The organism is Pseudomonas spartinae (assembly GCF_965197125.1).
Taxonomy (GTDB): domain Bacteria; phylum Pseudomonadota; class Gammaproteobacteria; order Pseudomonadales; family Pseudomonadaceae; genus Aquipseudomonas; species Aquipseudomonas composti_A.
The window spans coordinates 1-13,508 of sequence record NZ_CBDAMB010000018.1; the positions used below are offsets into that span (position 1 = coordinate 1).

Annotated in this window: 11 protein-coding genes; 5 read left to right on the top strand and 6 right to left on the bottom strand. The window is 61.0% G+C overall.

The genetic code is table 11. The annotated features are described in order from the left end of the window. On the top strand, window positions 1–96 hold a 96-nt coding region (locus ACN8M7_RS24610), incomplete at its 5' end, for a transposase domain-containing protein (RefSeq protein ID WP_143485438.1). Window positions 97–274: 178 nt separating this feature from the next. Here ACN8M7_RS24610 and ACN8M7_RS24615 read toward each other — a convergent pair. The 5 genes from ACN8M7_RS24615 to ACN8M7_RS24635 form a co-directional block, all read right to left on the bottom strand. Then, entirely contained in the window at window positions 275–2,821 is a 2,547-nt protein-coding gene (locus ACN8M7_RS24615) for an NERD domain-containing protein/DEAD/DEAH box helicase (protein ID WP_490262491.1), read from the bottom strand. A 204-nt stretch (window positions 2,822–3,025) separates the two neighbouring features. Then, window positions 3,026–3,322, bottom strand: coding sequence for a LasR-specific antiactivator QslA (locus ACN8M7_RS24620; protein ID WP_021263682.1), 297 nt, complete (start codon window positions 3,320–3,322; stop codon window positions 3,026–3,028). Beyond that, window positions 3,319–3,588 (bottom strand): hypothetical protein, encoded by a 270-nt coding sequence (locus ACN8M7_RS24625; protein ID WP_490262492.1) that lies wholly within the window; start codon window positions 3,586–3,588, stop codon window positions 3,319–3,321. Before ACN8M7_RS24625 ends, ACN8M7_RS24620 begins: the two co-directional genes overlap by 4 nt. Window positions 3,589–4,279: 691 nt before the next feature. Further along, on the bottom strand, window positions 4,280–4,795 hold the full coding sequence (locus ACN8M7_RS24630; protein WP_490262493.1) for a hypothetical protein: 516 nt from the start codon (window positions 4,793–4,795) through the stop codon (window positions 4,280–4,282). Window positions 4,796–4,797: 2 nt separating this feature from the next. Next, on the bottom strand, window positions 4,798–5,268 hold the full coding sequence (locus ACN8M7_RS24635) for a hypothetical protein (protein ID WP_490262494.1): 471 nt from the start codon (window positions 5,266–5,268) through the stop codon (window positions 4,798–4,800). 181 nt (window positions 5,269–5,449) lie between these two features. Between ACN8M7_RS24635 and ACN8M7_RS24640 the strand changes: the two genes are divergently transcribed. Genes ACN8M7_RS24640 through ACN8M7_RS24650 form a run of 3 tightly spaced genes read left to right on the top strand, consistent with a single transcriptional unit; the run spans window position 5,450 to window position 7,846 of the window. Beyond that, entirely contained in the window at window positions 5,450–6,823 is a 1,374-nt protein-coding gene (locus tag ACN8M7_RS24640; protein ID WP_490262495.1) for a multicopper oxidase family protein, read from the top strand. 57 nt (window positions 6,824–6,880) lie between these two features. Further along, entirely contained in the window at window positions 6,881–7,357 is a 477-nt protein-coding gene (gene tadA, locus ACN8M7_RS24645; RefSeq protein WP_206418465.1) for a tRNA adenosine(34) deaminase TadA, read from the top strand. A 21-nt stretch (window positions 7,358–7,378) separates the two neighbouring features. Next, window positions 7,379–7,846: a hypothetical protein gene (locus ACN8M7_RS24650; RefSeq protein ID WP_490262496.1), complete on the top strand. Its 468-nt coding sequence runs from the start codon at window positions 7,379–7,381 to the stop codon at window positions 7,844–7,846. Window positions 7,847–7,850: 4 nt separating this feature from the next. Here ACN8M7_RS24650 and mltF read toward each other — a convergent pair whose 3' ends face one another. Further along, window positions 7,851–9,317 (bottom strand): membrane-bound lytic murein transglycosylase MltF, encoded by a 1,467-nt coding sequence (gene mltF / locus ACN8M7_RS24655; RefSeq protein ID WP_061241165.1) that lies wholly within the window; start codon window positions 9,315–9,317, stop codon window positions 7,851–7,853. 167 nt (window positions 9,318–9,484) lie between these two features. Here mltF and purL point away from each other — a divergent pair, with 167 nt between their 5' ends. Continuing rightward, complete coding sequence (gene purL, locus ACN8M7_RS24660) at window positions 9,485–13,381, top strand: phosphoribosylformylglycinamidine synthase (RefSeq protein ID WP_490262497.1); 3,897 nt, start codon at window positions 9,485–9,487, stop codon at window positions 13,379–13,381. The last annotated feature ends 127 nt before the right edge of the window (window positions 13,382–13,508 follow it).

Genomic DNA, 13,508 nt, shown 5'->3' on the forward strand with positions numbered 1-13,508 from the left:
CCGTATGCCTATCTCAAGGACGTGCTGACACGACTGCCGACGCAGCGGGCGAGTGAGATCGGCCAACTACTGCCGCATCAGTGGGTACCTGCCTGAATCACGCAAGGTGAGTTCGGCGGACGCTTACTACCGGGCTGAATCCGGCGCATCCGTGTTTCCTACAACCTTCTTATAGCCTGTCGCGACCGGCAATAACCGGCCAAAAGCAGCCTGTCGTAACCAGCCTGAACCAGCCGTTCTCTTGTAGTTCTGAGTTGACTGCTCAGGCTGGACTCTAAAGCTGAGCGCTACTCAAATCAGGGGAGAGATCGGGTGAGCCGAGTGAAGGGGGCGCATGGTCGTCCTCCACTGGGGAGTAAAAGCCCTTGCTGATCTTCGTCATATAGCCTTTCGAATAGAACGTGCCCATGGCACTGGCGAAAAATTTCCTCCACTCGGCTGAAGATATGGATTTGAGTTCATTGAAGCGATCATAGAGTTCATCCGCGAGGGCATTGGCCTCCATGACTGCTTCGGCTTTGGCAGTGGCGATTCTTACCTGTACGAAAATATACGCGATCAAATAGAATCTGCGCCCCTCTGGTAGTTGAACCCTGAGTACATTCGAGCGCATCTTGGTTCGCTCTGCACGAAACAGCGAGGCGGCTGCGGCAATATTGATGGGCAGATCGGGTTGCAGTTCACGAATGCGATTTTTCGCCAATCTATCTGACACTACTGCATCCATAAGCCGGATTTCATCTATGATCGACTGGTCCGGATAGGGCGTTCTAATTTCCTTGGTGTCACATAGCGCACAACTGCGCTTGCTATCGAAAGAGTGGGGTGTGAGGTCGGTGCACTCTTTGCACGCATAGAAAACTAGCGTCTTTGAAGAATACGAATATAGGGAGTCTGTAGAGTCTAGCGATGACGAATTAATCTTAGCCAGGTTCAAATACCTTTTTGAGTCTTTCACCCAATGAAAAATGGGCTGAGGCAGCTTGTGCGCCAGATAAGCGATCCACATTTCTGCTAGTGACTGTTTGTCGTCGGTTTCTATGAGCCAGGCTTTCCAAGATTCGGCCCACGAAATGTTAAGGGTGGCGAGACTCAGCGACACTCTGTCAGTAGTGCGCGCGATTCTGTTATGAATACGCAGTTTTTCCTGTTCATTCTCCAGGATTTTAAAGTTCTCAGGAACGCTTTTCAGCCGGGTTCTAAAGACCTCATCGCTGGACCAGTTGTCGTTGAGAGCGTCGTAAATGGCTATGCATTTTGACGTTGCCCGAGAGTAGGCGCTAAACAACTCAGCGGTATCAAGCAGCTCCGCGCCAAGGATCAAGACAATAGGCGCTTCCAAGCCACGAAATTTCGTGATCGATTCCCAACGTGGTTTCTCTCTTTGCAAATACTCAATGTACTGTCCTGAAAGGAACCTAGGAATCAAAATTACAATATCCTCAGGTCGCACCCCGCTATCAATCAGTTTTTGCCTGATCTGAGATATTTTCAGGCATGGATCTGCGGTAATTATCTCGACGGCAGTGTCGTGCTCCAATACCCGTGGGGTCGAATGCTGGAGGTTGGGTGGCACCGCCTCTTCGAGTATGCTCGTTACCGCCTTTGGCATCCGCATGATGATGGTGAGTGGAAACGGATCTACACCAAGCAGCTCGCTGAGGCCTTTCAACGGGATGTTGTCATGTTCGTACGGGAAGACCTGCGTCTCGTCGCAGAAAAAAGCCTTGGGCTTGTCCTGGAACCATTTTGTGAGGGTTTCGCACCAAGATGGGAGGAGGGCCTGAGACTCGTCGACAAGCAGGGCGCTGTAATCGGCCATACGCCTTTGCTCAATAGCGTCGTTCAGATCGAGCACGCATTGCTGCCTATACCATTCGTCTTCTTTGCCTGGTTCACTGGTTCGGCCCAAAGCGTTGCGCGCCTGGCCACATAGACCGTGCCAGGTCACTACATCGCAGCCTTTTGAATCAACAAGCTGGGTGCGGACATACTCCGTGAGCTTGTTGTTGAACGAAACCACCAGCACCTTTTGTTTCTGGGAGGCCAGTCGCCGCGCGGTTTCGATCACGATTAGCGTTTTACCGGTTCCGGGCCAGCCGGTCACGAGCGACGTTTGGCTCTTCAGCACCCTGGTGACAACTGTGCTCTGCTCCCCGGTTAGCTGGAGCCACTGCTTGTTGTCGAAGATGATGCGGCTGGCCCAGCCCCGCCTGCCGTCGATTTCTGGCGTGAGGTATTCAATGACGCGAGCGGCACGAGACTCCCCCAAATCCGAGTTACCCAGAGCGGCTTTCCAGTAGTCCATCAAGTCGATGACCCGCTGCGTAACGTTCGGCATCTCGCGATAGTCGATGTAGAGCGGTTGTTGGGGACCAGATGTCGTGTCGTACATGCCAGGCGCGATTGCCTTTCCTGCGAAATCGGAGTCCGGGAAAATAAATCCGTAGCCGATCAGGAGGTGCAGTGTCGGATCCGACCCCAACCATCTGGCGATCCCATGCACGTTGCTGCGAGTCTGACCGATGGGGTCTATGGAGTAATGATTCTTGAGATGCACAAACTCGTTGTTTTTGACGCCGTATTTGCCGCTCTTCACTTCCAGCACGAGCAGCCCTTTCTCCGGATGGATGATCAAGAAGTCAATCTCCCCGGTTGGTTTTGCCCGAGGGTCGACTTTCCTCACAGCGGAGGAAAGCCATGGAAGGCTATGGATGACAACGTAGTCGTCCGGTAACTCCGCTTTGAGGATGCTGTAAAGATCTCGCTCACCCTTGCTCTCGGTGCCACGGGGTCCATTGTCCGGGATCATCCTTGCCATCGATACAGCACCTTCTACAGATTAAGCTCAAAACCGCAGATGTACCTGAATGGGCGAAAAGGGGATAGATCTATTTACCGCTCCTCTGCCCGCATCTGGCCGTTCTCGGCCTGTTCCAGGACGCCCGTGTATGGGGCGTACCCAAAATTTGATGGTATGTTGCGGTTAGCGCGAGCCGGCAGGGCCGGCTCGCGAACATCCGCTTTACAGCTCCAAGGAAAGGGGGTTAGCCGACTGGCCGCAGCACCTGGGTGAGCATATGCGCTGGTGGACGCGGCTGAGGAAGCCCACTTCGAAGGCTCTCCGTTCTATCGCGCATGGCAGTAAGTCGCGCTCGGCGATCATCACTGCCCAGAGCCAGCCGCTACGGGCGTGGTCGAGCCAAGTCTGGGCCAGCTTCACGCCCTGATTGAATGCTTCCCTGCAGTCAGCAGCCCAGATGATTTCGACACCAGGGTGGCCATCATGAGGTGGCAGGCAAGTCATCACACCCTTGCTCATCTGGCACCTCCTCGCACTTCGGAGAGCGCGCGGCGATAGAGCACGACCATCTCATCGAGCAGATCCAAGGCTGAATATGCAGCGATCCGTACGCGCAGATCTGCCGGCTGCAGCCCGTCAGGTTCAGCCAGTTGATCGAGCAGATTGCCGAGCATGACACCGCGTAGTTCAGCCGCAGCTTCAGCGGGTAGGGGAGAGCGTTCGGATTCATGCAGCGGGCTTCGCTGCAGGGGGAAAGGTACAACGCAGGATTCGAACTCAGCCATGGCACACCTCCAGGTCAGAGGTGTGCAGCAGTACTAGAAGCCCAAGGCGGAGCTCTCGGGTAAAAAGGGGGTAGCGCATTTTCCTTATGCTCCTCGGTTTGATTAAGGAGCTGCCACCCACCGTTCTGACGCAGTATGGTGGCAGACCGTACGGGGGTCAGAAACCGGTAACCGAGGGAACCGGCCAGGCAAAAGCCTGCCCCGCACGGCCTGCCATAGAAAGCGATAGCAAACACTGGAGTATTTGCCGCTTCGCCATGACACAACCGCGCCCTCGATTAATCGGGTTCTGACGCCCGGTCGTGGGATTTACCACGACGGGCGCACTCTAGCCCGAGGGTTTCAGGATGGCAACCTACTGTGGCGTAGGTGAGACCGAAGACGGGTAACACCTCGGTCCCTGATTCGGCGACGGCATGTTCGGGCTCGTCTCGGGGGCGGGGGGCGGATAATATGTAGGCTGATTGATGATGGTGTCGTCAGAGCCGTCGCCCTGTGAACCGATCTATCTCCCGCGTCAGCAAAAGCTCTGCGCGATTGACGGTAGAAGTGACGGTAGGGCCCCATTGCAATCACAACGAATCCCTTTAGCCAAGCGGGCTCGGGCGGCTTGTTGATAATCGAGTGGGAGTGATCCCGCCCGTTGCATGAATAAACCGGCTCAGGCCGGTTTTTTCATGCCTGCACGTTTTCAGTGTTGCAGCACAGGCAGCGTGACGGTGAGGGCGAATAGGCTCAGGCTCAGGACGCTGATCACCAGCAGGCGTCTGTCCTTGCGAATCTGGCTGGTGAGTATTGCTTTGCGCTGGCGCCAGTCGCAGGCGATGGTGATCCATCGTTTCTCCAGCAGTTGGCGCCAATCGTCCTCGCTCAGCCAGCAGGCGACATGATGTGCCGGCAGGTCCAGCGCGGGGAACAACTCCTCGCAGGTCAACGGCCCCAAGGATATTTGAAAGCGCTGCCCATGACGCTCGCAATCCAGCTCAAGGTGGACTTGCGGTCGGCTATCCATGGCGTGAGTGTCTTCTGGGTCGGGGGTGAAGACTTCGTAGGACGTGATTTGCGCGGTGCCTGGACGTAGCAACGATCTGCGGATTTTTTCCCAGAGCAGCCGCGTGAGTTTGTAAAAGGCCCAGGCGGAGAAGGCGAGCAGTGACAAGCTGATCAGCCATAGCAGGCCTCCGAGCAGGATGAAGACCACGATCATGCTCAGAATCCTCTCAGCAGGGTCGGCGCGGCTTCCCAGATCATGTAGCCCATGATCATCAGCATGATCGCGGCGAAGGGCGATGCGGCGCTTGGGGCTTCGGGGGTGGCGTCTGCCGGAGTTGCCTTGGGAACGTAGAGCAGAAAGGTTCCTGCCTGCTTGTTGAGCTCTACATGTTCTTCGTTGAGTACGAGATGTTCCACTTCGTAGGTGCGCTGTTCGTACTCGTAGCGCAGGCGATAGACGTACTTGAGGCTGACCATTGTGGTTTTGCCTGCACTGATGCGGGCTTTGACAAGCTTCTGATCGATGATCGCCGCTTTAACGATGTCATGCGGGCGGCTTAGCCGGTAGCAGTCGGACCAGATCATTTCGCCGAATGCGGCCATGAGCCCGATCCACATCAGCAGGAGCAGGGGCGTGATCGCTGCGATCATGATCCCCAAGGGGGCGTCGAATAAAAGGCTGTCCATGTCCGGGTGAGCGCGTCCTGTTGATTGCCTGGGGATTCTATCGTGGTGAGCACCGCCTTTTCTCGGCGTTATCTCGCAGTGGCGGCCGCGGCAATTTGTCTTTCCAGGGCACTCGTCGGGCTATGCATGAAAATGAGAAGATACCGCAATTGAGTATGCCTGCAGATTGCCGAGGATGAAGATGTCGTTTACCCGTAGACAAGTGCTCGCCGGTCTGGCCAGTCTCGGAGTTGTCGGTCTGGGCGCCGGTGGCGTGCGTTACTGGCTGGGGCGCCCGGAGAATGTGGCGACCCATGATTACGAGCTGATCGCCGCGCCGGTGGATGTTGAGCTGGTGCCGGGGCATATGACGCCGGCCTGGGGTTATGGCGGGCAGGCGCCTGGTGTCGAGCTGCGCTGCCGTCAGGGCGAGCGGTTGCGGGTGCGCTTCATCAACAAGCTGGAGCAGCAGAGCACCATCCATTGGCATGGCATCAGGCTGCCGCTGGAAATGGACGGCGTGCCCTATGTGTCCCAGGCGCCGGTGTTGCCGGGCGAGTATTTCGACTACGACTTCATTTGCCACGACGCCGGCACCTTCTGGTATCACCCGCATACCACCAGCGCCGAGCAACTGGGGCGCGGCCTGGTCGGGCCGCTGATCGTCGAGGAACGCGAGCCGACAGGGTTCCTTCATGAGCGTACGCTGAGCCTGAAGACCTGGCATATCGATGAGCAGGGCGCCTTCACGCCGTTCATGGTGCCGCGCCAGGCGGCGCGCGAAGGTACCCGCGGGCGCCTGACCACCATCAATGGCGAACCCAATCCGACTATCGAACTGCCGGAAGGACAGGTGGTACGCCTGCGCCTGGTCAACCTCGACAACACCGTCACCTATCGTCTCAATCTGCCGGGCGGCGAGGCGCGTATCTATGCGCTGGACGGGAATCCGGTGCAGCCGCGGCCACTGGGCAAGGAATACTGGCTTGGCCCGGGCATGCGCATCGATCTGGCGCTCAAGGTACCGGCTGCCGGTGAGGAGCTGTCGTTGCGCAATGGGCCGTTGCGCCTGGCGACGCTCAAAGGTGCCGTCAGTACGCAGGTGGCCGGTGACTGGCCGCCGGCGCTTCCAGCCAACCCCATTGCCGAGCCGGACCTGTCACGCGCCGAGACGCTGCGCTTCAACTTCGAATGGGCAGCGGCGCTGGCTTCGCCGGCCGATGAAGCGGCTGGGCGCTACAAGTACTGGCAGATCAACGGTCAGGCGTGGGACATCAACGACAAGACCTGTGCCGACCGGCCGATTGCCACGTTGAAGAAGGATGGCCACTACATCTTCGTGCTGCGCAACATGGCGCAGTACCAGCACCCGATCCACCTGCATGGCATGACCTTCAAGGTGCTGGGCTCGGACCGGCGCAAGATCACTCCGTATTTCACCGATACCTATTTGCTGGGCAAGAACGAGACGGCGCGCATCGCCTTCGTGGCCGATAACCCCGGTGTGTGGATGTTCCACTGCCACGTCATCGACCATATGGAAACGGGGCTGATGGCGGCCATCGAAGTGGTGTAGGGTAGGCGCCGTTTTTCAGGCCGCCCAAGGTGGCGGGTTGCCCTACGGATTGATGCAATGAAACGACCGCAGATCATCGACCGCTCGCGTGACGAGCATTTCATGCGCCTGGCGCTGGCGCAGGCGTGCCTGGGTGCCGAGCAGGGTGAAGTGCCGGTTGGCGCCGTGCTGGTGCAGGACGGTGAGGTGGTCGGGCAGGGCTTCAATTGCCCGATTCTGCGGCATGACCCCAGTGCCCATGCCGAGATGGTGGCGATCCGTGCAGCGGCGGAAAGTGTGCAGAACTATCGGCTGCCCGGCAGCACCCTGTACGTCACGCTGGAGCCCTGCAGCATGTGCGCCGGGCTGATCGTGCATGCACGCATCGCCCGCGTGGTGTTCGCAGCCAGCGAGCCGCGCGCGGGGGTGGCGATCAGCCAGGGGCAGTTCTTCGATCAGGGCTTTCTCAATCACCGCGTGCGGGTTGAAGGTGGCTTGCTGGCCGAGGAGAGCGGGGCGCTGCTGAAAGATTTCTTCAAGGCTCGGCGAGGCTGAGCGTCGTCACTGGGAATGAGCATGAACAAACGGATCTTGAGTCTGCTGGCGGTTCTGGCTGCGCCAGCGTTCGCGGAGCAGCCTGAGGTGTATCTGGTCGCCAGTGTGCAGCTGGGCGGTTCCAATCTGGCGCAGAGCATTTTCCTGCACGAGCCGCAGATCACCACGCTGGAGGCGTGCCAGGAGGCTGTGCGGGTCGGTCAGCGTGATCGCGACTGGCAGCACTATCACCACATCTTCATGCGCGATCGCTTCCAGGGCTTTACCGGTCATCTGGACTACCGCTGCGTGTTCGCCACCCAGCGTTTCAGCGCCTGGAACGACCGCACCCGCTACAGCCATCCCTACCTGATCAGCATTGATGCACAGGCCAATCTGCAGGTCGAGCGGATGCCGAGTCAGGCCCAGTGCGCGACTCGACTCAAGGGCCTGGCGCAGGCACGGCAGGCGATCAGTCGCTGTGCGGTGGGCAATCAGAGTTTGCTCTGACAGCTCAGAGCGGCGGGGTTTCTTCTTCGGGCTTGCGCTTGTCGATGCCGGGCAGGTGGATACCGTTCTCGGCGACCTGCGAGCCCTCCAGCTGGGGCTGGGTTACCCAGGTGAGGATGTCGTAGTAGCGGCGGATGTTGCGTACGAAGTGCACCGGCTCACCACCACGGGCGTAGCCGTACCGGGTCTTGCTGTACCACTGCTTCTGCGCCAGGCGCGGCAGGATCTTCTGTACATCGGCCCATTTGTTCGGGTCCAGGCCTTCGGCTTCGGTCAGCTTGCGGGCATCTTCCAGGTGGCCGCCGCCGACGTTGTAGGCGGCCAGGGCGAACCAGGTGCGATCCGGCTCGGCGATACCTTCCGGCAGTTGCTGGTGCACCTGGATGAAATAGCGGGCGCCGCCGTCTATGCTCTGCTTCGGGTCCAGACGATTGGACACGCCGACCGACTGGGCGGTGCGCTGGGTCAGCATCATCAGGCCGCGTACGCCGGTCTTGGAGGTGGCGTTGGGCTGCCACAGCGATTCCTGGTAGCCCATGGCCGCCAGCAGGCGCCAGTCGATCTGGTGAGTGTGGGCGGCCTGGCGGAACATCTTTTCGTAGCGCGGCAGGCGCTTTTGCAGGTGCTGGGCGAAGGTGTAGGCGCCCACGTAGCCGAGCACGTCGACATGGCCGTAGTAGCGCTCCTTCAGGCGCTGCAGGGTGCCGTTGGCCTCGGCGCGCTTGAGGAAGGCATCGATTTCCAGCAGCAGGCTGTCATCCTCACCGGAGGCCACTGCCCAGCGCATGCTGTTGGTGTTGCCGAGGTCGAAGGCCACGCGCACGTTGGGGAAGTACACCTGGTTCATTGCCAGTTCGTTGGAGTCCACCAGGGTCAGGTCGATCTGCCCCTCGTCGACCATGCGCAGCAGGTCGACCACCTCGACCGCGTCGGAAACCTCGAACTCCAACTCGGGCAGCTCCAGCTTGAGAGCCGCCAGCTGTTCGGCGTGGCTGCTGCCGGCCAGCACCAGAATGCGTTTGCCGATCAGGTCTTCGGGTTTGGTCGGGCGGCTCTCGCCCTGGCGATAGATGACCTGCGGCGTGACTTCCAGATAAGGGATGGAGAAGCGCGCCTGACGCTGGCGCTGCGGTGTGTCCACCAGGCCTGCGGCAGCCATGACCGGACCGTTGGCGCGGCCAAGGCTGGCGAACAGGCTGTCGAGGTTGTCGGCGGTTTCGATCTTCAGTTCCAGGCCGAGATCGGCGGCAAAGCGCTTGGCCAGTTCATATTCGAAACCGGTGGCGCCGTTGCGGTCCTGGAAGTAGGTGGCGGGGCTGTTACGAGTGACCACGCGCAGCTCACCCTCCGCCTTTGCCTGCTCAAGTACGCTGGGCTTGGGTTCTTCGCCACAGCCAGCAAGCATCAGGAGGGTTCCAATCGCCAACAGCCCTTTGGCGCAACGCATGCGTATCGCAGGTCGTGCAAACATCGGCGCAGTATACGCAAAGCGCAGGCGGCGCCATATCTCGACAGCGCTTCGCTTCTCTGCTAGTGCGCGTTCGTCCTTAAAGGGCCTGGCTACAGGTGCCGCCGGCTGTCGCTTTAGGGTAGAATGCCCGGCCTCCAGCACACCCCTTCCCAGAGGCTGTTCCGACGATGTTGATTCTGCGCGGCGCTCCCGCCCTTTCCGCTTTCCGCCATGGCAAATTGCTCGAGCAACTGACCAGCAAGGTGCCGGCCGTGACCGGGCTGTACGCCGAGTTCGCGCACTTCGCCGACGTCACTGGCGTGCTCAACGCCGATGAGGAACACGTGCTGGCCCGGCTGCTCAAGTACGGCCCGAGCGTGCCGGTGCAGGAGCCCAGCGGCAAACTGTTCCTGACCATTCCGCGTTTCGGCACCATCTCGCCCTGGTCGAGCAAGGCCAGCGACATTGCCCGCAACTGCGGCCTGGCCAAGATCCAGCGTCTGGAGCGTGGTATCGCCTATTACGTCAGTGGCGAGCTGAGCGAAGCTGATAACGTCGCTGTCGCCGCTCTGTTGCACGACCGCATGACCCAGCTTGTTCTGAATGCGCTGGAGGACGCCGCCGCGCTGTTCAGTCACGCCGAGCCCAAGCCGCTGACCGCCGTGGACGTCCTTGGCGGTGGCCGCGCCGCGCTGGAGCAGGCCAACCAGGATCTGGGCCTGGCCCTGGCCGAAGACGAAATCGACTACCTGGTGAAGAGCTTCAATGACCTGGGGCGCAATCCGCACGACATCGAACTGATGATGTTCGCCCAGGCCAACTCCGAGCACTGCCGCCACAAGATCTTCAATGCCAGCTGGGACATCGACGGCCAGAGCCAGGACAAGTCGCTGTTCGGCATGATCAAGAACACCTACCAGATGCACAACGAAGGCGTGTTGTCCGCTTACAAGGACAACGCCTCGGTCATCGTCGGCCATACCGCCGGTCGCTTCTTCCCCAATCCTGAGACCCGCCAGTACGGTGCGGTGCAGGAGCCTGTACATATTCTGATGAAGGTGGAGACGCACAACCACCCGACCGCCATCGCCCCGTTCCCGGGCGCTTCCACCGGTTCCGGTGGCGAGATCCGCGACGAAGGTGCGACCGGTCGTGGTGCCAAGCCGAAGGCCGGCCTGACCGGTTTCTCGGTCTCCAACCTGAACATCCCCGATTTCCTCCAGCCCTGGGAAAAGCCCTACGGCAAACCCGAGCGCATCGTCAGCGCGCTGGACATCATGATCGAAGGCCCGCTGGGCGGCGCCGCGTTCAACAACGAATTCGGTCGTCCGGCGCTCAACGGCTACTTCCGTACCTTCGAGCAGGCGGTCAGCAGCCCGCGTGGTGAGGAAGTACGCGGCTATCACAAGCCGATCATGCTGGCCGGCGGCCTGGGCAACATCCGCGAAAACCACGTGCAGAAGGGTGAGATTTCCGTCGGCGCCAAGCTGATCGTGCTCGGTGGCCCGGCCATGCTCATCGGCCTGGGTGGCGGCGCTGCTTCGTCGATGGCCACCGGTGCCAGCTCGGCCGACCTGGACTTCGCCTCGGTACAGCGCGAGAACCCGGAAATGGAACGCCGCTGCCAGGAGGTCATCGACCGCTGCTGGCAGCTGGGCGAAGACAACCCGATCAAGTTCATCCACGACGTCGGCGCCGGCGGTATCTCCAACGCCTTGCCGGAGTTGATCAACGACGGTGGTCGTGGTGGTCGTTTCGAGCTGCGCAACGTGCCCAACGACGAGCCGGGCATGGCCCCGCACGAAATCTGGTGCAACGAGTCGCAGGAACGTTACGTCATGTCCGTCGACGCCGCCGACTTCGAGCGTTTCAAGGCCATCTGTGAGCGTGAGCGCTGCCCGTTCGCCGTGGTCGGCGAGGCCACCGCCGAGCCGCACCTGACCGTGACCGACAGCCACTTCAGCAATACCCCGGTGGATATGCCGCTGGAAGTGCTGCTGGGCAAGCCGCCGCGCATGCACCGCAGTGTCAGCCGCGAAGCCGAGCAGGGCGATGATTTCAGCGCCGCCAGCGTGAGCATCGAAGAAGCGCTGGGCCGCGTACTGCGTCACCCGGCCGTGGCCAGCAAGAGCTTCCTGATCACCATCGGCGACCGCAGCATCACCGGCCTGGTGGCGCGCGACCAGATGGTCGGCCCCTGGCAGGTACCGGTGGCCGATTGCGCCGTGACTGCCACCAGCTTCGACGTCTACAGCGGTGAAGCCATGGCCATGGGCGAGCGCACCCCGCTGGCCCTGCTCGACGCCCCGGCGTCCGGGCGCATGGCCGTCGGCGAGACCATCACCAACCTGGCTGCCGCGCGCATTGGCAAGCTGTCCGACATCAAGTTGTCGGCCAACTGGATGGCCGCCGCTGGCCACCCGGGCGAAGACGCCCGTCTGTACGATACCGTCAAGGCTGTCGGCATGGAGCTGTGCCCGGCGCTGGGTATCACCATTCCAGTGGGCAAGGACTCCATGTCCATGAAGACCCGCTGGCAGGACGAGGGCGTCGACAAGAGCGTGACTGCGCCGCTGTCGCTGGTCATCTCCGGCTTCGCCCCGGTGCAGGACATCCGCCAGACCCTGACCCCGCAACTGCGTATGGACAAGGGCGAGACAGACCTGATCCTGATCGACCTCGGTCGTGGTCAGGACCGCATGGGCGCCTCGATCCTGGCTCAGGTGTATGCGCAGATCGGCCAGCAGGTTCCGGACCTCGATGACGCCGAAGACCTCAAGGCCTTCTTCGCCGTGATCCAGGGCCTCAATGCCGACGGCCACCTGCTGGCCTACCACGACCGTTCCGACGGCGGCCTGTTGACCACCGTGCTGGAAATGGCCTTTGCCGGTCACTGCGGTCTGTCGCTGAACCTCGACGCGCTGGCCGACGACAGCTCCGAGCTGCCGGCCGTGCTGTTCAACGAAGAGTTGGGTGCGGTCATCCAGGTACGCCAGGACGCCACGCCGGAAGTGCTGGCGCAGTTCAGCGCAGCCGGCCTGGACGACTGCGTGGCGGTGATCGGTCAGCCGGTCAACAACTGCGACGTCAGCATCAGCTTCAACGGCGAGCCGGTGTTCAGCGGTGATCGTCGCCTGCTGCAGCGTCAGTGGGCCGAGACCAGCTACCGCATCCAGCGTCTGCGCGACAACGCCCAGGGCGCCGACCAGGAATTCGACCTGCTGCTGGAAGAAGACAATCCCGGCCTGTCGGTCAAGCTGGGTTTCGACGTCAACCAGGATATTGCCGCGCCTTACATCAAGAAGGGTGTGCGTCCGCAGGTGGCGATCCTGCGCGAGCAGGGCGTCAACGGTCAGGTGGAAATGGCCGCCGCGTTCGATCGCGCCGGTTTCTCCGCTATCGACGTGCACATGAGTGACATCCTCGCCGGTCGCATCAGCCTGGATGAGTTCAAGGGCCTGGTGGCTTGCGGCGGCTTCTCCTACGGTGACGTGCTCGGCGCCGGTGAAGGCTGGGCCAAGTCTGTGCTGTTCAACGCCCGTGCTCGTGAAGGCTTCCAGGCCTTCTTCGAGCGCAAGGACAGCTTCGCCCTTGGCGTGTGCAATGGCTGCCAGATGATGAGCAACCTGCATGAGCTGATTCCGGGCACCGAGTTCTGGCCGCATTTCGTGCGCAACCGCTCCGAGCAGTTCGAGGCGCGCGTGGCTATGGTCCAGGTGCAGGAGTCGGCGTCGATCTTCCTGCAGGGCATGGCCGGTTCGCGCATGCCGATCGCCATCGCTCACGGCGAAGGCCATGCCGAGTTCGAAAGCGAAGAGGCGCTGCTGGAAGCCGATCTGTCCGGTAGCGTGGCCCTGCGCTACGTCGACAACCATGGCAAGGTCACCGAAGCCTACCCGGCCAACCCCAACGGTTCGCCGCGTGGCATCACCGGCCTGACCAGTCGTGACGGTCGCGTGACCATCATGATGCCGCACCCGGAGCGGGTATTCCGCACCGTGCAGAACTCCTGGCGCCCGGACGAGTGGCAGGAAGACGGTGGCTGGATGCGCATGTTCCGCAACGCCCGCGTCTGGGTGGACTAACAGCGGCCGCGTAGCGGCCTTCTGCTGACCCTCTCCCGCTGCGGGAGAGGGGAGCAGGGCGCCGTAGCCTGGAGGCAATCCGGGACAGCGCAGCTACACCCGTCCCCGGATTTCATCCGGGCTACGC

Bases quoted from the DNA above. Each gene is read 5' to 3' on its own strand.
- ACN8M7_RS24650 (WP_490262496.1), top strand. From the start codon at position 7,379: ATGAACAAACGGATCTTGAGTCTGCTGGCGGTTCTGGCTGCGCCAGCG.
- ACN8M7_RS24615 (WP_490262491.1), bottom strand. From the start codon at position 2,821: ATGGCAAGGATGATCCCGGACAATGGACCCCGTGGCACCGAGAGCAAG.
- ACN8M7_RS24640 (WP_490262495.1), top strand. From the start codon at position 5,450: ATGTCGTTTACCCGTAGACAAGTGCTCGCCGGTCTGGCCAGTCTCGGA.
- ACN8M7_RS24625 (WP_490262492.1), bottom strand. From the start codon at position 3,588: ATGGCTGAGTTCGAATCCTGCGTTGTACCTTTCCCCCTGCAGCGAAGC.
- ACN8M7_RS24620 (WP_021263682.1), bottom strand. From the start codon at position 3,322: ATGAGCAAGGGTGTGATGACTTGCCTGCCACCTCATGATGGCCACCCT.
- mltF (WP_061241165.1), bottom strand. From the start codon at position 9,317: ATGTTTGCACGACCTGCGATACGCATGCGTTGCGCCAAAGGGCTGTTG.
- ACN8M7_RS24630 (WP_490262493.1), bottom strand. From the start codon at position 4,795: ATGATCGTGGTCTTCATCCTGCTCGGAGGCCTGCTATGGCTGATCAGC.
- ACN8M7_RS24635 (WP_490262494.1), bottom strand. From the start codon at position 5,268: ATGGACAGCCTTTTATTCGACGCCCCCTTGGGGATCATGATCGCAGCG.
- tadA (WP_206418465.1), top strand. From the start codon at position 6,881: ATGAAACGACCGCAGATCATCGACCGCTCGCGTGACGAGCATTTCATG.
- purL (WP_490262497.1), top strand. From the start codon at position 9,485: ATGTTGATTCTGCGCGGCGCTCCCGCCCTTTCCGCTTTCCGCCATGGC.